The sequence below is a fragment of the Virgibacillus kimchii genome, assembly GCF_055379185.1.
This window is the reverse complement of the sequence record NZ_AP043951.1, coordinates 2537659-2558438: the sequence shown is the minus strand read 5'-3', so window position 1 is coordinate 2558438 and position 20780 is coordinate 2537659. Positions and strand designations below refer to the sequence as shown.

At 40.7% G+C, this 20780-nt stretch carries 20 protein-coding genes and 1 riboswitch; of the genes, 9 read left to right on the top strand and 11 right to left on the bottom strand.

Annotated elements, in window-relative coordinates; translation table 11 throughout:
* Positions 1-15 precede the first annotated feature (15 nt).
* Positions 16-663: a YpmS family protein gene (locus tag ACZ42C_RS12325; RefSeq protein ID WP_461180868.1), complete on the bottom strand. Its 648-nt coding sequence runs from the start codon at positions 661-663 to the stop codon at positions 16-18.
* A gap of 5 nt (positions 664-668) precedes the next feature.
* Positions 669-1580, bottom strand: a complete 912-nt coding sequence (locus ACZ42C_RS12320) for an SGNH/GDSL hydrolase family protein (protein WP_461180869.1) — start codon at positions 1578-1580, stop codon at positions 669-671.
* Between the two features lie 355 nt (positions 1581-1935).
* On the opposite strand from ACZ42C_RS12320, the gene ACZ42C_RS12315 reads away from it, so the two are divergent.
* From ACZ42C_RS12315 to ACZ42C_RS12305, 3 genes are read left to right on the top strand one after another with little or no spacing between them, the layout of a single operon-like run.
* Positions 1936-2259, top strand: a complete 324-nt coding sequence (locus ACZ42C_RS12315) for a PadR family transcriptional regulator (RefSeq protein WP_461180870.1) — start codon at positions 1936-1938, stop codon at positions 2257-2259.
* Entirely contained in the window at positions 2252-2812 is a 561-nt protein-coding gene (locus ACZ42C_RS12310) for an HAAS signaling domain-containing protein (protein ID WP_461180871.1), read from the top strand. Before ACZ42C_RS12315 ends, ACZ42C_RS12310 begins: the two co-directional genes overlap by 8 nt.
* Positions 2805-3602 (top strand): DUF4097 family beta strand repeat-containing protein, encoded by a 798-nt coding sequence (locus ACZ42C_RS12305; RefSeq protein WP_461180872.1) that lies wholly within the window; start codon positions 2805-2807, stop codon positions 3600-3602. The genes ACZ42C_RS12310 and ACZ42C_RS12305 overlap by 8 nt, the downstream gene beginning before the upstream one ends.
* Positions 3603-3705: 103 nt before the next feature.
* On the opposite strand, the gene ACZ42C_RS12300 is transcribed toward ACZ42C_RS12305, so the two are convergent.
* The 8 genes from ACZ42C_RS12300 to ACZ42C_RS12265 all read right to left on the bottom strand — a co-directional run bounded on the left by ACZ42C_RS12300 (position 3706) and on the right by ACZ42C_RS12265 (position 10144).
* On the bottom strand, positions 3706-5424 hold the full coding sequence (locus tag ACZ42C_RS12300) for a PLP-dependent aspartate aminotransferase family protein (RefSeq protein ID WP_461180873.1): 1719 nt from the start codon (positions 5422-5424) through the stop codon (positions 3706-3708).
* Positions 5425-5533: 109 nt separating this feature from the next.
* Positions 5534-5652: riboswitch (SAM riboswitch) on the bottom strand.
* Between the two features lie 387 nt (positions 5653-6039).
* Positions 6040-6237, bottom strand: coding sequence for a hypothetical protein (locus ACZ42C_RS12295; RefSeq protein ID WP_461180874.1), 198 nt, complete (start codon positions 6235-6237; stop codon positions 6040-6042).
* Positions 6238-6348: 111 nt separating this feature from the next.
* Positions 6349-6606 carry a DUF4181 domain-containing protein gene (locus tag ACZ42C_RS12290; RefSeq protein ID WP_461180875.1) on the bottom strand — a complete coding sequence of 86 codons (258 nt, stop codon included), beginning with the start codon at positions 6604-6606 and terminating at the stop codon, positions 6349-6351.
* A gap of 236 nt (positions 6607-6842) precedes the next feature.
* Entirely contained in the window at positions 6843-7385 is a 543-nt protein-coding gene (locus tag ACZ42C_RS12285) for a hypothetical protein (RefSeq protein WP_461180876.1), read from the bottom strand.
* A gap of 249 nt (positions 7386-7634) precedes the next feature.
* Entirely contained in the window at positions 7635-8024 is a 390-nt protein-coding gene (locus ACZ42C_RS12280; RefSeq protein WP_461180877.1) for a hypothetical protein, read from the bottom strand.
* A 163-nt stretch (positions 8025-8187) separates the two neighbouring features.
* Positions 8188-8520 (bottom strand): hypothetical protein, encoded by a 333-nt coding sequence (locus ACZ42C_RS12275; protein WP_461180878.1) that lies wholly within the window; start codon positions 8518-8520, stop codon positions 8188-8190.
* 258 nt (positions 8521-8778) lie between these two features.
* Complete coding sequence (locus tag ACZ42C_RS12270; protein ID WP_461180879.1) at positions 8779-9807, bottom strand: hypothetical protein; 1029 nt, start codon at positions 9805-9807, stop codon at positions 8779-8781.
* Between the two features lie 166 nt (positions 9808-9973).
* Positions 9974-10144 (bottom strand): hypothetical protein, encoded by a 171-nt coding sequence (locus tag ACZ42C_RS12265; protein WP_461180880.1) that lies wholly within the window; start codon positions 10142-10144, stop codon positions 9974-9976.
* Positions 10145-10291: 147 nt separating this feature from the next.
* On the opposite strand from ACZ42C_RS12265, the gene ACZ42C_RS12260 reads away from it, so the two are divergent.
* From ACZ42C_RS12260 to ACZ42C_RS12245, 4 genes are all read left to right on the top strand, one after another.
* Entirely contained in the window at positions 10292-11293 is a 1002-nt protein-coding gene (locus ACZ42C_RS12260; protein WP_461180881.1) for a hypothetical protein, read from the top strand.
* Between the two features lie 150 nt (positions 11294-11443).
* Positions 11444-12628: a methionine gamma-lyase gene (gene megL / locus ACZ42C_RS12255; RefSeq protein ID WP_461180882.1), complete on the top strand. Its 1185-nt coding sequence runs from the start codon at positions 11444-11446 to the stop codon at positions 12626-12628.
* 468 nt (positions 12629-13096) lie between these two features.
* Complete coding sequence (gene cls / locus ACZ42C_RS12250; protein WP_461180883.1) at positions 13097-14539, top strand: cardiolipin synthase; 1443 nt, start codon at positions 13097-13099, stop codon at positions 14537-14539.
* A 66-nt stretch (positions 14540-14605) separates the two neighbouring features.
* The gene (locus ACZ42C_RS12245; RefSeq protein WP_461180884.1) at positions 14606-15127 is read left to right on the top strand and encodes an acyl-CoA thioesterase; all 522 of its coding nucleotides are present in this window, start codon (positions 14606-14608) and stop codon (positions 15125-15127) included.
* 431 nt (positions 15128-15558) lie between these two features.
* Here the strand turns inward: ACZ42C_RS12245 and ACZ42C_RS12240 are convergent, their stop codons facing one another.
* Positions 15559-17052 (bottom strand): BCCT family transporter, encoded by a 1494-nt coding sequence (locus ACZ42C_RS12240; protein ID WP_461180885.1) that lies wholly within the window; start codon positions 17050-17052, stop codon positions 15559-15561.
* 424 nt (positions 17053-17476) lie between these two features.
* On the opposite strand from ACZ42C_RS12240, the gene hutH reads away from it, so the two are divergent.
* The gene (hutH, locus tag ACZ42C_RS12235; protein ID WP_461180886.1) at positions 17477-19000 is read left to right on the top strand and encodes a histidine ammonia-lyase; all 1524 of its coding nucleotides are present in this window, start codon (positions 17477-17479) and stop codon (positions 18998-19000) included.
* A gap of 120 nt (positions 19001-19120) precedes the next feature.
* Positions 19121-20767 carry a urocanate hydratase gene (hutU, locus tag ACZ42C_RS12230; protein ID WP_461180887.1) on the top strand — a complete coding sequence of 549 codons (1647 nt, stop codon included), beginning with the start codon at positions 19121-19123 and terminating at the stop codon, positions 20765-20767.
* Positions 20768-20780 lie beyond the last annotated feature (13 nt).

Genomic DNA, 20780 nt, shown 5'->3' with positions numbered 1-20780 from the left:
ACTCGATATCGGCATTTATTGTCCGGTTTCAAATCCATTGAGATCGATCCCCAGGGTCCGGTAAGGCACATTGATTTTAAAAGCCAGGTTGTTCCCTTCCAGATCAATATTTTCCACACCAACGACAAAGTTACTGCGAATATCCATGTCGGTTACAGCAACGTAGATCTCTTCCTCTGCGGGATTTATACTCACCCATTCCGGCATCGGCAAATAGCGTTCCATATAGTCCATAATGCGCTGGTTTGGCAATTCCAGGAGACCAACGGAAATGGAACGCTGCTGAAGGACCAAGTCACCATTGTCCTGTACAATCGGTTCAAAATGGACGGATAAAGGGACCGTGGAGGAAAACACGGGCAGCTCCCCGATTAAATGAACATCCTCATCAAGTTCAACCCGGTAGCGATGGTCACTTCCTATTAATAATTGATCTATATAGGCGTTCACCAGTTCATTTAAATTTTCCTTTGTTGTTCTGACGACAAACTCTGAACTTTCCTCCGTTATGTCAGTTTGGAATGTGGAATAATCCGTTTCGGACACAGGCCAAAAAATCAGCCCAATCACAATGAGAAGTACCAATATATTAAAGCCAAGCAGGATAAAAAAAGACCGCTTCCACTTATATTTATTCATTCTTTTATCTGCCCTGTTCGGCATGTCTATCATCCTTCTTCATCTGTTAAATAGTCAAGGACACGTTGGGCAATTCTCCGGTAGCCCTCATCATTCGGATGAAAATTATCTTCTGCAAACAAATCATCATCATGATCATCAAATAAATCCTCGATAGGAATAAACGTTATTGCATCAAAATCTTCTGCAACAGTTTCGCCGGATTTATTCCATTCATCTACAATTTTATTCAACTCGGGAATTTCCTGAAAGTACCTGTCAAATGGATTGAAAATACCAATCAAATAAATTTCCGCTCTACTGTTAATGTCCTCTATTTGTGAAAAGATATTATAAAGCCTATCTTCATAAAGACCATTTTCATGCAGGAAATCCTGTATATCCAAATCCGTAATATTTTCCCTGAGCACCCGCATGACGTCATTTGCTCCTATTGTAACAAGAATAATATCCGCATCCGTTATTGCCTCTTCTGTTTCCGGTTCTTCCAGCCTTTGCAGCAGCTGGTCGCTGCGGGTACCTCGCCTGCCTAAGTTCTCAAAATAGGCAAGTTCTTCTTCCGCATTAATGGATCGTTCCAGCAGACCTACATAGCCTCCCTGACCACGACTGTCTCCCACTCCTTGTGTAAGAGAATCACCAAGGGCCAAGATGTGCAAGGTTCTCCCGGAAAAGAAATCAACGGCTGCATGTACAGCCTCTGACAAAGGGCGCGGTAACTGAGATTGTATATCTTCTTCCTGCTCCTCTTCTTCCTCCTGCTCATCCTCCAACGTTTCCATCTGATGATTTTCCTCATCTTCAGGGACGGAATCTTCCTCTTCTACTTCGAGGCTTACATTTTCAAAATCCACGGAGGGCTGACTTATATAATATAATAATGCTGCAGCAGCTAATACAAAGACAATAACAGCAATCAAATACAATTTCTTTTTCAACACAATCACACCTGGATGTTTGTTAATAGTATATGCTCATACCCATTATTGTCTCACGTATAACCAATTTTAGAAAGGATTTTTTAAAGGGGTCAGACCCCACAATTCGGAAAATTCCGTCAAACATCAAGAGGATGGGATGTCCGTTGAGTTAAGGTATGTAAATCAACATTTTGCACCGTACTATTTATAATTTTTCCAAAAGTATTGAAGTGTAAACATGGAAGGGGTCAGACCCCTCAATTCAAAATTTTTAAATTAATATTGCTCAGTACCTTGCTTTATATAGTAGTTTGTGTATAATAATTAATACAGTACTATATAATGTATAGTAGTAAAAAAAGAAGGAGTACGGAACATGAACATACAATTTAAAAAGGGTGTTCTGGAACTGTGTGTGTTGGCATTGTTGGGGCAGAAAGACCGGTACGGCTATGAGCTTGTGCAAAAAATCTCCGAGCGAATTGCCATATCGGAAGGCTCGGTGTACCCATTGCTAAGAAGGTTGGCAAAGGAGGAATACTTCACTACCTATCTTCAGGAGTCGAAAGAAGGACCATCAAGAAAATATTATCGTCTTACACAAAAAGGAAGGGATTACTTAACCCAACTGCGTGAAGAATGGATAAGGTTTTCCGCTGGAGTAAATGAAGTGATCAAGGAGAGTGAACCGAATGAATGAAAAGCAATTTACAGAGAAGTTGAGAGCAGGATTGCAAAAGTTGCCTGAAACAGAACAGGAAGATATTTTGGCGGATTTTCAAGAGCATTTTTCCCTTGGAAGAGAAGCGGGGAAAACAGAGAAAGAAATATCAAAGTCACTGGGTTCACCCCAACACATTGCCAAGGAAATGAAGGCTGCTTATTATCTCGACCAGGTGGAGGAGTCTTCCTCCGTGGGAAATATATTTCGGGCAGTCTGGGCAACGGTAGGGTTGGGTTTTTTCAATTTGGTTTTTGTACTCGGTCCATTCATTGCACTGGTTGGCATTGTTTTTGCCGGATGGATTACCGCTTTCGCATTTATCATTTCCCTGCCGCTTGTACTCATCCAAGCCATTATTTCACCGGAATTATTTTTATGGTTTGATCTGTTTACTTCCACTGCGCTTTTAGGTGCAGGGTTGCTTCTCTTGCTCGGGATGTTGTATGTGACACAGCTGTTTTCCAAATGGTTTTTACGTTATTTGCGTTTTAATGCAAAACTTGTAAAAGGAGGGATGAAGCATGCGTAATGTAAAAAAAATGACCCTTTTGGCATTATTGTTAATCGCTGTTGGCGTCATCGGAGCTATTTTTACTTTCAACCTCAGTGATGAAATGACGTTGGCAGCGGAAAGAGAAGTGGATGGGGAAAATATAGAGAGAATCGATATTCACATCGACAATGGAAGCGTAAATATTTTTCCGGCAGATACGAAACAAGTCAGACTTAATCTGGAAGGCATAGTTACAGAAGGGGAGGAACCCAGTTTTTCGATCGAAACAAATGAGGGTACTTTAATGATCCAGATTAAAGAGAAAAGGAAATTTTTCCGCATTAATCCCTTTTCAGGTTCACCGGAACTGAATATATACTTGCCGGATAAAAGGTATGAATCTCTCACTGCCGAGATGGATAACGGCGCTTTTCAGGCTGAGGATCTGTCAATTAATGAAATACAGGCAAAAACGGATAATGGAAGTGTTGTATTAGACAGGGTTATGGCGGTGGCTGCCGATGTAAGAACGTCCAACGGTAAAATTGAATTGAACCATGTGGAAGGGGATGTCACAGGCAAATCCAATAATGGGGCTATTTCACTTACAGCTGATGATTTGGATCGTGATATTAACATGGAAACAGATAATGGCAAAATCACGGTAAAGACGGAAAAGGAACCAACAAATGCGGTTATTGATGCCCGGACGGATAACGGAAGGATCACGGTCTTTGGAAACACAGATTGGGATACAGTGATTGGAAACGGGGAACACGAAATAAAATTGCGGACAAATAATGGAAGGATAACGATAGATAAATAGCCTTTCTTGTGAAAAACCTGTGTTAATTATATCAATCATTCATAGTAACAATAAAGAAGGCATACACCAATCTACACTGGTGTATGCCTTCCGTATTAACATTCTAATTCCCGGCAACCACGGTCGATGACTGTCCGCCACGCAGGCGATTTACTTCATCAAGCGGATTTTTCCCGGTGATTACTGTAATCCCCGCTGCGCGTGCATGGTCGATGGTTTCCTCATGTCCTTCAGGCTGTTCCACTAAAAGAACTTTGCCCTGCTTATTAATAAACTGTTCTATCGTACCTGCCGGCAGCTTTGCGCCATTGACCCATACAGCATCTACCTGGTCCACTTCTTCAATGCCGGAAACTTCTTCCGATTCCCCGATGGATACCAGCTTGAAGCCAAATGCTTCCAGTTTGGTTGCTGTTTCTCCGGCCTTGTCAGCTTCTGCCACGGCAATCACTTTTTGCCTTGGTGCGCCTTCACTGCGGTCAAATGGAGAGGAGAATAACCAGTTGGAAGCTGCTTCCTCTGATACCTCGAATACCGCTTCTTCACCGGTTGCCTTGGCAATTCCCTGATCCAGTGTATAGAGAACGTCCTGTATTGATTCCAGGCCGACAGAGAGCCGTACAAGTTCCTCTGTTACCCCGCTTGAAGCCAGCTGGTCCTCATTTAACTGCTGATGCGTTGTGGAAGCAGGGTGGATAATCAGCGATTTCGCATCACCCACATTGGCTACATGCGACCATAGCTCAATATTGTCAATTAATTTTCTTCCTGCTTCTCTGCCGCCTTTAATGCCAAACGTGATAATGGAGCCAAAACCGCCACGTAAATATTTTTTCGCCAGTTCATGGGATGGATGCTCTTTCAGGCCGGGATAATTCACCCATGCAACAGCGGGGTGTTTCTTTAGATATTTCGCTGTTTCCAGTGCATTTTCATTGTGACGCTCAATACGTAAATGCAGTGTCTCCAGCCCTTGTAAAAATTGAAATGCATTTTGCGGGCTTAATGATGCACCAGTATCCCTGAGCAGCTGTACCCGTAATTTGGTGGCAAAGGCTGCTGGACCTACATCGACAAAACGAAGTCCGTTATAGCTTTCATCCGGCTCGGTGAATCCGGGGAATTTTCCATTGTCCCAGGCAAAACGGCCGCCATCAACTACTACACCTCCAATGGACGTACCATGTCCGCCAATCCATTTTGTTGCGGAATGAACGATGATATCCGCACCCCAGTGAATTGGTTTGGAAAGTGGGGCAAATGTGTTGTCAATGATTAAAGGGATACCGTGTTTATGGGCAACTTCCGCCACCTTTTCCACATCAAAAATGTACAGGCTTGGGTTTGTAATGATTTCCCCGAAAATTGCTTTTGTTTTATCGGTGATGGCTGCTTCAATGGCGTTAACATCTGTGCCGTCGACGAGCTTTACATTTACGCCATAGCGCGGTAATGTATGAACGAAAAGGTTATACGTTCCGCCGTACAGATTACTGTCGGCAATGATTTCATCGCCGCTTTTAGCCACATTTAAAATGGCATAGGTGATCGCAGCCATTCCGGAAGCTGTAGCTACCGCAGCAACCCCATCCTCCAGTTGAGCCACCCGCTCTTCAAAAGCGCCGACGGTAGGATTCATGATCCGGCTGTAAATATTACCCGGTTCTGCAAGTCCAAATAAATTCTGTGCATGCTCCGTATCACGGAAAACATAGGATGTCGTTTGATAGATTGGCACCGCCCGGGAACCTGTAGTAGGATCCACTTCCTGGCCACCGTGAAGTAATACTGTTTCTGGTTTTTGGTAATGAAATTGAGACATGAAAAATTCCTCCTTGAGTTGTTTGTTTTTAATTAAAGTTATCTGGAGGAAGACGAGTTAAATATAAAAACCCTCTTCCTAAGAAGAGGGTGTTATGTAACCGGTCCTCCTCTTATCTTCCAGATCGGACTTGATCTGTAGGATTTAGCACCGTAAAAAGCAAGTATTACTTGCCTTCAGGTTGCCGGGCTTCACAGGGCCTATTCCCTCCACCGCTCTTGATAAGAGATTTAATTTTTTAGATTACGATTATTATAGGATTAAAGTTGCGGGTTTGTCAAGGGTTATTTTGAAAGGTTTTTTTTTCGATGTACTCTTTCCGAATAAATTTGAAGAAATATAACGAGGCTCGACAGCGGATGTTACATAAAAGTCTGATCAACTAATCTCTTTTAGCCAAGTCTTCCAGCCAATCAGTTACGATTCTGCTAAGAATAAATGAAATTACAAACGCTAATATAAGTGAAATTAAACCTATAAAGAAGGAGAGGGCTCTATCATAAAAAAATAGATCCGCTATGTAGTTGACTATACGGAATAAAATCAGGAAAATAACTATAAATGAAACTACATTAATAAGTGGTCTAAATTTAAGTTTCATGCTTGTTACTCCGCTCAATAATCTTTTATTTTCTCTAATAAAATTTTTGTACAAGCAACAATTAGCCCAGCGAGTAATATCATTCCCGAATAAATAGGTTGTAGGTGGGTTTCGGCAACCCCTCCCCAAGGGAAGATAACCTGATTTATTATAGGGAAAATCCAAAAATTTAAGATGTAAAATCCTAACATTGTCCCAAGGATTAGTCTCATTTTATATTTCCCCCTTTCAATAACAATAAACTTTATTCAAGTATTTGCCCGATAGTAGATTAAGCCTGTTCTGCTTCTCTCCAGATAGCCAAGACACCTCAAAAGATTAAATTATAATGTAAGACCAAGCAAGTTATAATTAACAACGATTACAGTAGCAATTACGACCAAAAGCATTTCAGTTATTGTTAAAATGAATTGTTTTGGTTCTTCTGCGTATTTCCATTCAAAAAATGCTCTTACGATGTAATCACAAACGCTTAAAAGGACTACTACAATAACAATTAGGTAAATTGAAATATTAGGATTATTTATTACATACCCAAGGAAAAATAAAAGGATAATCATAGTGATAATCCTTAACCCCAATCAACTTTTATACAACTCGTTTATATGATTATATGAAAAAGGCTTTCTTCTTACTTTCTCTATTTTGAGCGTTTTTCTTAATAAACGTTTAACTATAGTGATAATGATAGCCATAATTAATATAATTATTCCGAATTTTAACCAGATCATATTATCCCTCTTAAATATTAACATCCAATACTTGAAAAAATACAACAATTTATGGTGGACCGAATTCTATAAGTTTGTTAATCCTTTTAGTTTATTTCATTAATTGAAACCGCTTCAATTAAAGTTGTAAAGTATGTTTGAACGACGTTATTACTATTTCGAATTGCATCGCTACGGAAAATCAATAGTATTGCCTCATAATCATCCTCTAAAAACTCAAAATTTATTCCTATTTGTACAGAGTTATTCGCTAGTACCTGATTAAAAGTACCGTCTTGTTCATCAATCTCAATCGCAACGTTGGTTTCTTTCTGTTCATTTGCATGTTCGGTCGCGGAAGAGCTAATTTCATTAGTTGACGAGGAGGTGGATTGATTGTGATCATCTGAAAAATTATAAGCTTCATTTATAAAAATATGATTTTCTTCTAAAGCCAAAGAACTATGATTTATTATTTCGGCAGTTATGTAATAGTTATTATCATCCAGCTGCTCAATGTTTAGTATATTAAGTTCCACATCCTCTTGTTTTACAATCATTTCATTTTCTTCTGATAAAAAATTTGTCATTATTACAGCAACAATAACAATAATAAATCCAGTGGTGAAAAGAAAGGTTTTCTTGCTCATAAGTTTCCTCCCTTGTATGTCTGTCCTGACTTTTGCCATAAGTCTTACATACGGTTGATTAAAAGGTAAGAAGGGTATAATATTTCATTATCAGATCAATAAACGGCTTAAGAAGATTGAGATACAATATAAAATAAATTTAAGCCCCCCAAAAAAATTAATGTTGAAGGGCTTAGGTTAGTATTCCCTTTTTACAGATTTTCTTCCAGTTCGGCCTCTGGCTTCTGAAAAGGACGAGTTAACGTTTTATTATTGGTATACTATAGTGTAATTAAACCCTTGTGTAATTGGATCAACATTTGTACCTTGGGCCATTATCAATAAATAATCATTGTTGTTTCTTAGACTTCCTGAATCAAATAATCCAATTTCATCAATCACTTCTCCATATGCAGTTTCTTGTCCTTCGACAGTGTCGTAATAGGTATATGTGTCATTACCAGTTTCTGTTTCTGTAGGCGCAGTGAGCGCTTCGTATGATGAAAAGATTTTACTACCTGGTTCAACCCAAACTAGAATGGCTCTTCCGATATTACTTAAAATGTTACCACTGGTAATACCAGCATACTCTCGACTCCAAAAAATACCATCTACATTTTCTGATCTATTGAAGATTTCAACATCATCTGCAATTGTCAACGGTTATTTTGAAAGAGTTTTTTGCGATGTACCCTTCTTTTAGTTTTGCTAACAAAAAAATAAAGGTCATATTTTTGTGAAAAGTTACATTGCCTCGATATTTTGATCGAAATAGGATGAACAAAAGGTTTGAAAAATAACGCCTAAAAAGGCCCTGCGTATTCTATTTAGAATTATTCACATTTTGTCTCTTAAGCGATTTAAATAAAGAAATAACAAGTAATAAAATAGCTAGAAGTTTTAATAACTCAACTGGCAAAGATAAATAAAAAAAAGCTGTGGATACAACGATATCCAACTCCTGCAAATAAAAAATAAGTTCATCTGAATATAAAATGTAAATATAGGAACTAACTTTGTCTATCAAAAATATTAGGAAAAACCAAAATGTAGCCTTATAAATAGGAGAGCCAGCTTTTCTACCCTGTACAGAAATAATGATTCCTATTAAATAAAGTAAAGCAGGAGCAATTTCTATAAACAACGATAAAAACATAATACAACTCCTTAAAGTAAAAAAATGTACCTATAGTATATCATTGATTTGGGGAGGCGACTAGGCGACAAGCGACTACCTCCCCATCGTTATACCTGTCTACGTATAATTTTCATGTACGAAGGTAATTAAAGTTAAAAACATTTTAGATAGTAGATTTTTTAATAAAGATACTAAAATGAGATTAGTATTTAAAAAATCCATGATTCACTAAATTTTTCATAACAAATAATAGAGTTCTTTTCTTCGGATTCTCAGCTAGTCAAAGATAATATCAATGGCTTCCCAACGAGTTCCAAGACCACCATCCAAAGCACGAGCACTACCTAAAAAGCTTTCGGCAAATGAATCCATATAAATATAATATAAATGGTTTGCTGTCATTAACATTTCAGGCATTGTCACTCTATGTGGACCTTCGTCAAACTCTTTATATTGTCCAGATGTAGTACAATAATCCCTAAGATATTCATGATAATATGCGGTATTTGAACTCACGTCATAAAAAATATTTCTTATATTAAATCCCGCAGTGGAATTATCCTCCTGTATGCTTGTACGACAAGTACCATTAAATGTCAAGGCCCTCCAGCTTATATCTGGGTATAATGCAGGTTCCTCGCTATTCCCTTCTTGTGTTAGTATATAAGCACCTGAATGTACATTTGCAGTAGTAGGAAGATAGAATTCTGTAGTTTGGACTCCTGATGTATTATTTTGTAAATCATGATTATAATTTGTATCACCAAATAAAGTTGAGTCTTCAAATGCATAGTTACCGGTATTAGCTCTTGAACTCACTCCCATGGTGAGTACGTATGGATCGCTTGCGTTGTCAAGCTCATAATTTTCACCCATTGCTATATCAATAATATGCTGTCTTAGTCTATTTTTATCATCTGTATAGCGTAAGGAAAGAAGGTGTTCTGCTATAGATTCTAATTTATCTTCTTCATTTTTTAATTGTATTTTTAAATCATTATTTTTATGACCTGATTCACTTGATGTGAGTTCATTTTTTAGATTACTATATTCTTCACTTTGATTCTTTAATTGATCCAATAAATCTTCAAAATCTGCGTTAAAGTCAGGTGTTAAATTTAATTTGACCTCATCTGAATTTGGAGAATCAAAGTCAACCTCAATTACATTCTCTTCATTAAAGTTACCTTTATCCAATGCATTTCCTTCAATAGTTTCAAGATCTAGAGACCCTGCATTAGCAACAGTGAAAGGCAAGAACAGTAAAATCAAAGTAATCATAATTATATTAGATTTCTTTTTCATGGTAATCCACCTCGTATAGTATTATTATAGACTCATCTGATTGTTTATTTGACTTTTTTTAAGTTCTTACAGTATTAAATAGGGATTGAGTAACTATACAATAAAATTAAATGTTGCTGTTGAAGCCACGTCGATAGAATAATAAACAATACATTGTCACTCCATACTAATGCTCCCCTCCAATATGCCTCCCATCATCTAGATCTGATTCAGCGTAAAGTTCATGCATTTTACCTTCGATCGTACCATTACTTACATCACTAACATTAAAAACAGCACCCATCAGAATAATACATGCCCCAAAAAAAACAATAAATCTTTTCAATAAATTTAACACTCCTCTCCTCCTTCAATCTTAAAATGATTACATGTATAATATATCTAGGTGACTAGTTTTATTTTAAAGGTAGAAAATGTGAACTTCGAGTGTCACTTATGCCACTTTTATCTCAAAATGTGAATGTTTTCCAAAAAGGGTGATTTAATGTTTGAAAATATTCCTGAAAGAATTGGAGAGAATATTTTATATTATCGTGAATTACGGAGGATGACACGTGAAGAACTTGCTGAAGGTATTTGCGACAAACGCACCCTTCTTAGAATTGAAAAACATGGGCAAGGTGCGGGGATTGAACTTGTTTACAGACTTTGCTCCCGATTAAACATTCCCATTCATTATATGTTTCAACAATTGTCAATCAATCGTATGAAGTATGTAAATCGTGTGAAGCAACTTTGCCGTGAATTTGTTTACAATAAGGAGTATGAGGCTCTGGAAAATATTATAAAAGAGGCTGAGGCAGAAATAGAGAGAGATTCCCACTATATGAATACGGATATTTACAAATATCTCGCTTGGCATAAGGCAATTCTCATCCTGAAAGTAGAGGGAGATATCCCCAAGGCCAAACAGCAGCTATTAGATACTATTCCGAGTAGTTTAATAACAGAAACCGATATTGGCATAGCAAATTCGCTTGGAATGATTTTTTTAGATCAAGGTTTGAACGGTGAAGCCTTTCAACACTTTCATCATGCCTTTCAAGCCATTAAACAAATACCTCTTATGGAAGATAAAAGTTTATTTGTTCGCGTGGGATACAACCTTGCATTAACATACGCCAACAAGAATAATCATGAACGCACGCTAGGCATAGCTTATGAACTTCTGTATTACATAAAATCTCATTCTTTAGAATACATGAAAGGGCGAATCCATCATATGTTGGGAATCTCCCATGAATACCTGGGCTATTACGATGAAGCAGAACATTACGTAATAACAGCGATTCAAATTTTTACAGAAAAGAAACAGGAAATCCATGTAATTGAAGGTTTATGTTCACTATCTGAAATTCAATTTAAAATGGAGAAAAGAGAGCAAGCAAAATCTAATTTAAAACGGGCTGATCATAAGCTGCAGCAAACAGGGAACAGGCAAGAGGTCCATGATAGAATAGCTGAAATAAGCTCTGTGTATTTGTGAGGGGATAATTATATACTATAAGAATTTAAACAGGAGAATAAAATACTACAATTCTGGGAATTTTGGAAAACGCTTTCAAAAATTCTTATTATAGAATAAGATAGTAGTAAGTAAGCATGGTTATATACAACGATTTAAAGGGGGATTTGCATGACAAAAAAATCTGCACATTTTGAGACGAACGTCATCCACGAAGGTTATGATTCAAAAGATATGCTGGGAAGCCTGGCAACACCGCTGTTTCAGACATCCACTTTTACTTTTGATACAGCAGAACAGGGAGAAGCCCGCTTTGCCGGGGAAGAGGCAGGGTACATGTATTCCCGGCTTGGCAACCCGACGGTAAAGGCGCTGGAAGAGCGAATAGCCGCACTTGAGAATGGAGAAAGGGGACTTGCTTTTGCTTCAGGCATGGCTGCTGTTTCGGCCATTCTGATCGCACTGACCAAAGCAAATGACCATATTCTCTGTTCATCCGGGTTATATGGCTGTACATTCGGCCTGCTGACATTAATGGAGGAAAAATATAATATTACGCATGACTTTTCCATGATGGAAACGAAAGAAGAAGTAAGATCACGGATTAAACCGGAAACATCCTGTATCTATGTGGAAACACCGATTAATCCGACGATGAAATTAATTGATTTAGAGATGGTCGCCGAGGTGGCAAAGGAATACGATATTCCTGTCGTCGTTGATAACACATTTGCATCACCTTATCTGCAGCGGCCCATCGAACTTGGCTGTGACGTTGTAATTCACAGTGCGACGAAGTATATCGGCGGGCATGGCGATGTGGTTGCAGGCCTTGTTGTCGGGAAAAAGGACTTCCTTGATTCCGTGGCCATGACAACGCAAAAAGATATGGGCGGGATCATGTCCCCGTTTGATGCCTGGCTGCTGCTCAGGGGACTGAAAACATTACCAATCCGGCTTGACCGGCATTGTGATAATGCAGAAATCATCGTGGAAAAGCTGCGCAACCATCCAAATGTGAAAAATGTGTATTATCCGAGTGATGAAGCTAACCCGGATCACGTTATTTGCAACAAACAAATGAAGCGCGGCGGCGGGATGATTTCCTTTGATGTAAAAGGGTCGAAAGCGGATGCACAGCAAATGCTGAACCATCTGGGATTCTTAAAAATTGCCGTCAGTCTTGGGGATGCAGAAACACTCGTTCAGCACCCGGCAACCATGACTCATGCGGTCGTGCCGAAAGCATCCCGTGAGCAGATGGGAATCTCAGATCAGCTCATTCGTTTATCTGTCGGGCTGGAATCCTGGGAGGACATTTGGGAGGATTTGGAGCAGGCATTGGGCAAGCTTTAAAATTGTAATTATTTTGGTATATAGTCAGGATAAACTTGGCCGTAAAGACACTTTTTATGAGGGCAAATTTGGCGATAATCATAATATAGGGATACAAAAGGCGCGTTTCAGTAATAATATACTGAAGCGCGTCATTATTTTTACTAATTTCGGCATGACAACCTGTGTATTCCTCGAAAGACACTCATTCATGAAGTTTGTTTTCAAATAATCTCAAAAGGGTAACAGGAATATACTCCCATACCATTTTCTATGTGACCGTTCAGCATCTAGTCCTCCTGCTGGATTCGCCCAATAATTAACAGAGGAGAAGAAAAATATGCTATATTATTATTAGTGTATCAAAATTCAAACTGAAGCTTAGCAGAATACTTTCTGCCGTCAAAATATTTGTCTTCAGTTTTTGTAAATTTGCGGCGGCGAAAACTGCCAGAAAAGCGAGTTTTTTAGTCTTGGAGGACGTTGTTGATGGATATTTTATCCTTATTACTTGGAATCATTATTATATTAAATATTGCTTTGGGAATTTCGATTATCTTTCTGGAAAGAAAGGATGCCCCTGCCACATGGGCCTGGCTGATGGTTTTATTATTTATACCGATTCTCGGTTTTTTTCTTTACCTGATTTTTGGGAAACCAATTAGTAACCGGCGAATATTTACCTGGGATACAAAAAGCAGGTTAGGTGTTAAAACAGCAGTACAGTCACAATTGCGCGCATTAAAAGAAGGAAGCTTTCAGTTTAAGGAGGATACGATTGCCGAATATGAGGATCTCGTTTATCTCCATTTGCGGAATGATGATGCCATTTATACACAGGATAACGCTATAGATATTTATACGGATGGCACAAAGAAGTTTGATGCTTTAATTCAGGATATGGAAAGAGCGATGGATCATATCCACCTTTTATATTACATTATGCGGGACGATAACCTCGGTAATCGGATTGCAGATGTACTCGTTAAGAAGGCAAACGAAGGCGTGGAAGTGCGTGTGCTTTATGATGACATGGGTTCCCGGCGCCTGGGCAAAAAGTACATTAGGCGGCTACGGCAGGCAGGAGTAGAGGTGGAATCCTTTTTCCCCCCTAAAATTCCGATGTTCAATTTTAAGATCAACTACCGCAATCACCGCAAATTGGCGATTATCGATGGGAAGATAGGTTATATAGGCGGTTTTAATATCGGGGATGAATATCTGGGGAAGAAAAAAAAGTTCGGCTATTGGCGTGATACGCATCTTCGAATTTACGGAGATGCTGTCCGACATTTGCAGACAAGGTATATACTTGATTGGAATCAGGCTTCGCGCAATGATATTTTATATGAGGACAGGTATTACGATTCGAAAAACGCGGGGAATGTCGGTGTGCAGATTGTTTCCAGCGGTCCGGATTCGGAATGGGAACAGATAAAAAACGGGTATATTAAAATGATTTTATCGGCAAAGGAATATATTTATATTCAAACACCTTATTTTATTCCGGATGAAAGTTTGCGGGATGTATTGCGGGTTGCCGTTTTGTCAGGGATCGATGTGAAAATTATGATACCGAATAAGCCCGATCATCCATTTGTTTATTGGGCGACGTTGAGTAATATCGGGGACATGTTGAACGCCGGAGCGGGAGTGTACATTTATCAGAATGGATTTTTACATGCAAAAACAATCATTGTGGATGGAAAAATTGCATCAGTGGGAACAGCGAACATTGACGTGCGAAGCTTTCGCCTGAATTTTGAGGTGAACGCCTTTTTATATGACAGGGAGATCACCCAGGAATTGGAACAGTCATTTTTCTCTGATATGGAAGTATCTACGCAAATGTCCAGAAATTTATATAAAAACCGTTCACTTGGCATCCGTTTTAAAGAATCCATTTCCAGGCTGATATCACCGGTATTGTAAAAAGCACAGTAAATATCAGCTTAAATAGACCATCGGTATCATAACCAATTGAAAGGATGAGTTCAAATGGAAGCAAAACCATGTTCTTATTCATTAACGATAAAGACTGCCCATGTGCTGCCTCCCGATACGAATTCACATGGCACTTTATTTGGAGGCAAGCTAATGGCTTACATTGATGATGTGGCAGCCATTTCAGCAGTCAGACATGCGAGGAAACCTGTCGTGACGGCCTCCACGGATTCAGTGGATTTTCTTGCACCGGTAAAAGAGGGGGATTCTATTTATTTGGAATCGTTTGTGACGTGGACACACCGTACCTCTATGGAAGTATTTGTTAAAGCGGTAACGGAAAACCTGCTGACTGGGGAACAGCAAGTGTGCACTACTGCTTTTCTTACTTTTGTAGCGGTTGATGAAGACGGAAAACCAACGACTGTACCAAAAGTGTATCCGGAATCGGATCACGAAAAAACCTTGTTTAATCTGGCTTCGTCCAGGGCCTTACAACGGAAGGAAAGAAGAAAGCAATCCTATCAATTTGCAGAAATATTCGGAACTGATTTCCCGTGGGATAAGAATAAGTAAGCATATGAGTTTTTTTGACTCTCCATTCCGGCAAGCAGCCTTCTTTGTGAGGGGTGCAGTAATACTGGAATTACTTGCAACACGAGGGGGTAAGCTCACCGACTTTCCCTTGGAAAGAAACAAGGCTGGAACATAACTAATTTTATCGGAAGAAAACCCAAACAAACCACTTACCCAGATCCGGGAATATACGGAGACTCCAGCAGGAGAAAAGGCATCGATGAGACCCCACAGGGCGCCACGCGCCCGAGGAGGCTCATCAGCCGCCTGCGGAAAGCGAAGTATATTCCCGGATCGGCCGGTGATACGCTATCCCTTTGATTTGTTCGGATTTCCCTCTAGACTTTAAAGTTATGTCCCGATCTCTTCATTTGTTCCCATCTTAAAAGCAGACTATATTGCCGGAACGTCAATCCAGCCTCTTTCCATCCTTACTTTTCAGATTTTTTATTTGCAACCCCTTTAATAATGGATGCAAGCATAATCAGAAGAATGACCGTAAATGGCAGTGCTGCAGTTAGTGATGCAGTTTGCAGTGCATCCAATCCGCCTGTAAATAGTAATACAAGGGCAATGGCAGTGATTAGAACTCCCCAGATTATTTTAGTAATCAGTGCGGGATTTAAGGTTCCCTTGGATGTCATACTTCCCAAAATATAGCTGGCAGAGTCGGCAGAAGTAACCATAAATGTAAAGATAAGCAAAATCGACAATATGGATAAGATATCCGTTAACGGTACTACCCCTAAAGCCTGAAACAAGGCTACGGTCACATCTTCATTTACAGCTTCTGCAATTTGGGTACCATTATTCAAATCACTGTGAAGCGCCGTACCCCCAAAAACCGCAATCCAGACACAGGCAATGGCTGGAGGAACGACCATAACACCGGCGACAAATTCACGAATGGTTCTGCCTCGGGATACACGGGCAACAAACGCCCCGACAAATGGAGACCAGGCAATCGCCCATGCCCAATAGAATATCGTCCAGTCATATACCCATTCACCACCGGTATAAGGGGATAGGCGCAAACTGTATTGCACAAAACTGGTAATATAATCACCCAGACCGAGGACAAAACTGTTCAGAATAAAAACGGTGGGTCCTAAGAAAAATACAATGACCATGAGCAGAAGAGCCAGCCCCAGGTTAATATTACTCAGCCATTTTATCCCTTTATCCAGTCCTGTAACACTGGAAGTCAGATATGCAACCAGCATGACAAGTGCTATAATTACTTGCACACCTATGTTATGAGGTACATTAAAGACGGATGCCAACCCGCCATTAAGCTGAATGAACGAGAGCCCGACGGTTGTCGCCACCCCCATGACGGTAGCGATAACAGCCAAAATATTTACCGTATTTGCTACTGTTTTGTTTTTGCCCACTACGGGTTCTATCGCCGCAGATACAAGTCCGCTCCTGTTTTTTCTAAATTGAAGAAAGGCAATGGCCAACCCGGCCAAGGCAAAGACGGACCATTGACTGATTCCCCAGTGGAAAAAGGAATAGTCCATGGCAACTCTGGCCGCTTCTTCAGACTGAGCTTCGACTTCGGAAAACGGAGTGACAAAAAAGTGGCTCATTGGTTCTGCAACACTCCAGAAAACAAGTGAGACCCCGAATCCTGCTGAGAACAGCATGCCGATCCATGTGAAAAATGGATATTCCGGCCGTGAATCAGGTGGACCTAAACGTGTTTTACCATATTTGCTCACGGAAATCCCAACGAGAAACAAGATGATAATAAATACTGCAAGCAGATAAAACCACCCAAAGTTAATCGTCGTAAAATCAAAAAGAGCCTGGGCTACTGCCCCGAATTGTTCTGGCATAAACGCGCCGGTAATGACCAATAATCCCACAATAATAGCTGAAGTGTAAAACACCGGATTTTGATACGTTTCTTTTTTCTTCATAAGGTTCCATTCCCATTCTAAAATTTGTTTATGGTAATTACTATACAATCCAAAACAATAAAAAACAAATATGGATATTTCTAAATTTACCCAAAATCAAACTTAATTAACCTTGTAAATTGGTCCTTGTAAAAACAGAAGGAGTGCAATCACCAGTATAAGCCGGTTGATCAAACGATTGATTAACTACATTTGTAAATATTTTCGGATCCATCTATGATAAAAAGGACTTGATTTCCGGTTAGAAAACGCTTACAATTAATCTTGAAATTAATATATTCATCGCTTTGAGGTGCTTGTTATGTGCAGTGGGAGCAAACGAATAAAAAAGTACAGCGAATATACAGGAGGCGTGGTTTAAAACCATCGCCTCCTTTTACTTTTTCTGCTTTATTATGGTAAAGCAATACTGCGGGGGTGTAACATGGTAATACTAACAGGAAAGACGTTGACCTGGAAAGAGGCAGCACAGGTGATTTTCCATAACGAACCTGTTCAGTTAGCAGCGGGAGCTACGAACAAAATACAGGAGAATAGACGTGTGTTAGAAAAAATGATTGCAGACAAAAAAACAATGTATGGAATTAATACCGGTTTCGGAAAATTCAGTGATGTCATTATAGAAGATAAAGACCTCCATGCACTTCAACTCAATTTGATCCATTCCCATGCCTGTGGTGTTGGTGAACCATTCTCCGGGGAAGTCAGCCGGGCAATGCTGCTTCTTCGCGCCAATGCCTTAGCTCAGGGATTCTCGGGTGTAAGAGTGGAAGTACTGCAGCAGCTGCTTGATTTTTTAAATGCCGGGATTCATCCGGTTGTTCCTTGTAAAGGATCGCTGGGAGCCAGTGGGGATCTGGCACCATTGGCACATTTGGTTTTGCCGCTGCTTGGAGAAGGGGAAGTATTTTTCCGGGGAACACAAACGACAGCTGAGGAAGCAATGGGAGAGGCTGGCATCAGGCCTTTGAGCTTAAAGGCAAAGGAAGGGCTGGCATTGATTAATGGCACACAGGCAATGACAGCTGTTGGTGTAATTACACTTCTTGAAATGGAGAAGCTGCTGTATCAAAGCGAAAACATTGCAGCAATGACCATGGAAGGGCTGGGCGCTATTATGGATGCCTTTGATGCTGATTTGCACGAAGCTCGGGGGCATAAAGAACAAATGGAAACGGCCGGCCGAATACGCGGTCATCTCAGAGACAGCCAATTAACAACCAGGCAAGGGGAAGAGCGGGTGCAGGATGCCTATTCCATCCGATGCATCCCACAGGTGCTTGGCGCCTGCTGGCAATCCTTTCATTATGTAAAACAGGTACTGGAGACAGAGATGAATGCAGTGACGGATAATCCTTTACTATTTTCGGAACAGGAAAAAGTGATTTCCGGTGGTAATTTTCATGGGGAACCGGTGGCACTTGCCATGGACTTTTTAAAACTGGCCATTGCTGAAATGGCAAATATCTCGGAACGCCGGGTGGAACGGCTGGTTAACCCGCAATTGAATGATCTTCCGCCGTTCCTGAGTCCAAACCCGGGATTGGAGTCAGGAGCAATGATTATTCAGTACAGCGCAGCATCGCTTGTTTCTGAAAATAAAACGTTGGCACATCCGGCAAGTGTTGACTCGATCCCTTCCTCCGCCAATCAGGAAGACCATGTCAGTATGGGAACAATCGCTGCCCGACATGCCTGCGAAATGCTCGGGAATACAAGACGGGTTATTGCGATGGAATTAATATGTGCCATGCAGGCGGTGGAATATCGAGGTGTTGGAAACTTAAGTATGTCTACCGGGAGGCTATATGAAAAAGCCCGGAAAATCGTTCCAACTATTAATAAGGACAGGGTGTTTTCCACCGACATGGAGAAGCTGGCCAAATGGCTGAAAGAATCAGAAGAAAGCCGTGTCCGCGAGCCAAGTATTACTTCATTTCAGCGTTAAGGTTTCGCCAAATAATTGAGCTCGACATTAAATGAAAAAAACGGGGAGTGACAATTTTTTTCGGTGGGACGAGGAACTGTTGTACCGTAGTCCCAGGCACTAAACCAAGGGGGTAAGTATATGGAGCATGTTAGGGCAAAGAAAGGATTGGAGTTGGAGTGTCAAGGATGGGAGCAGGAGGCAGTATTGCGTATGCTTTATAATAATCTGGATCCGGAGGTGGCGGAAAATCCGGATGAATTGGTTGTTTACGGAGGAATCGGGAAAGCGGCAAGAAACCGGGAGGCTTTGGAAGCAATCGTCAGAACGCTAAGGGTGTTAAAAAACGATGAAACCATGCTGGTTCAATCCGGCAAGCCGGTTGGGGTGTTTCAGACACATAACCGTGCTCCCAGAGTCCTTATATCCAATTCTGTGCTCGTTCCAAAATGGGCGAATTGGGACCATTTCCATGAGCTGGATCAAAAAGGACTAATGATGTATGGACAGATGACTGCAGGAAGCTGGATTTATATCGGCACACAGGGAATTTTACAGGGAACATATGAAACTTTTGCCGCTTTGGCCAACAAACATTTCAATGGCACATTGAAGCATACGATCACGTTAACGGCAGGTCTTGGTGGAATGGGAGGGGCTCAGCCTCTGGCGGTTACGATGAATGAAGGGGCAGTGATCGCTGTGGAAGCTGATGCCCGCCGGATTAAAAAGCGTTTAAAAACTTCTTATTGTGACATCATGACGCATTCCCTGCAAGAGGCAATGGAATTGGCAACAGAAGCAAAGCAGAAGGGTACCCCTTTATCCATCGGTCTGGTCGGAAATGCTGCGGAAGTACATCGCCAGCTGTTGGAGAAAGACTTTCAAGTTGATATTGTAACAGACCAGACATCGGCACATGATCCGCTAAACGGCTATATACCTGCAGGATATTCGCTGGAAGAGGCTAAAAATTTACGAAAGAATAATCCGGACAGCTATGTACAGCAGGCAAAAGAAAGCATGAAAAAACATGTGGAAGCCATGCTGCAATTTCAGCAGCAGGGTGCAATTGTGTTTGACTACGGCAACAATATCAGACAGGTAGCCAAGGATGAAGGGCTGCAGGAAGCGTTTGATTTTCCGGGTTTTGTCCCTGCTTTTATCCGGCCGTTATTTACAGAAGGGAAAGGGCCGTTTCGCTGGGCGGCATTATCCGGTGACCTGGAGGATATTTACCGTACAGATGAACTGATAAAAGAGCTTTTTCCCGAAAATGAATCATTAATCCGCTGGATCGATATGGCACGGAAAAAGGTTTCTTTTCAGGGGCTGCCATCAAGAATCTGCTGGCTTGGCTACGGGGAAAGAAAGAAGATGGGCCTGGCAATTAATGAGTTGGTGAAGAAAGGCGAAATTAAGGCGCCGATTGTTATAGGTCGTGATCACCTGGACAGCGGTTCGGTTGCTTCACCAAACAGGGAAACGGAAGGAATGAAGGATGGGAGTGATGCAGTAGGCGACTGGGCTGTATTAAATGCGCTCATTAATACGGCGGCAGGGGGGTCCTGGATTTCCTTCCATCATGGCGGCGGTGTTGGAATGGGGTACTCGCTCCATGCCGGGATGGTTGCCGTTGCAGATGGAACGGAACTTGCCAAAGAGCGGCTGGAACGCGTACTGACAACCGATCCGGGAATGGGAATTATCCGGCATGCGGACGCGGAATATGCATCAGCCATCGATTTTGCCAAAAAAAATGATATCCGCTTGCCGATGCAGGAGTAATAGAAGGGAGAGG

Excerpts from the sequence above, each read along its gene's own strand:
- ACZ42C_RS12325 (WP_461180868.1), bottom strand. The coding sequence starts at position 663 with ATGCCGAACAGGGCAGATAAAAGAATGAATAAATATAAGTGGAAGCGG.
- ACZ42C_RS12315 (WP_461180870.1), top strand. The coding sequence starts at position 1,936 with ATGAACATACAATTTAAAAAGGGTGTTCTGGAACTGTGTGTGTTGGCA.
- ACZ42C_RS12310 (WP_461180871.1), top strand. The coding sequence starts at position 2,252 with ATGAATGAAAAGCAATTTACAGAGAAGTTGAGAGCAGGATTGCAAAAG.
- ACZ42C_RS12305 (WP_461180872.1), top strand. The coding sequence starts at position 2,805 with ATGCGTAATGTAAAAAAAATGACCCTTTTGGCATTATTGTTAATCGCT.
- ACZ42C_RS12300 (WP_461180873.1), bottom strand. The coding sequence starts at position 5,424 with ATGTCTCAATTTCATTACCAAAAACCAGAAACAGTATTACTTCACGGT.
- ACZ42C_RS12295 (WP_461180874.1), bottom strand. The coding sequence starts at position 6,237 with ATGAGACTAATCCTTGGGACAATGTTAGGATTTTACATCTTAAATTTT.
- ACZ42C_RS12285 (WP_461180876.1), bottom strand. The coding sequence starts at position 7,385 with ATGAGCAAGAAAACCTTTCTTTTCACCACTGGATTTATTATTGTTATT.
- ACZ42C_RS12275 (WP_461180878.1), bottom strand. The coding sequence starts at position 8,520 with ATGTTTTTATCGTTGTTTATAGAAATTGCTCCTGCTTTACTTTATTTA.
- ACZ42C_RS12270 (WP_461180879.1), bottom strand. The coding sequence starts at position 9,807 with ATGAAAAAGAAATCTAATATAATTATGATTACTTTGATTTTACTGTTC.
- ACZ42C_RS12260 (WP_461180881.1), top strand. The coding sequence starts at position 10,292 with ATGTTTGAAAATATTCCTGAAAGAATTGGAGAGAATATTTTATATTAT.
- megL (WP_461180882.1), top strand. The coding sequence starts at position 11,444 with ATGACAAAAAAATCTGCACATTTTGAGACGAACGTCATCCACGAAGGT.
- cls (WP_461180883.1), top strand. The coding sequence starts at position 13,097 with ATGGATATTTTATCCTTATTACTTGGAATCATTATTATATTAAATATT.
- ACZ42C_RS12245 (WP_461180884.1), top strand. The coding sequence starts at position 14,606 with ATGGAAGCAAAACCATGTTCTTATTCATTAACGATAAAGACTGCCCAT.
- ACZ42C_RS12240 (WP_461180885.1), bottom strand. The coding sequence starts at position 17,052 with ATGAAGAAAAAAGAAACGTATCAAAATCCGGTGTTTTACACTTCAGCT.
- hutH (WP_461180886.1), top strand. The coding sequence starts at position 17,477 with ATGGTAATACTAACAGGAAAGACGTTGACCTGGAAAGAGGCAGCACAG.
- hutU (WP_461180887.1), top strand. The coding sequence starts at position 19,121 with ATGGAGCATGTTAGGGCAAAGAAAGGATTGGAGTTGGAGTGTCAAGGA.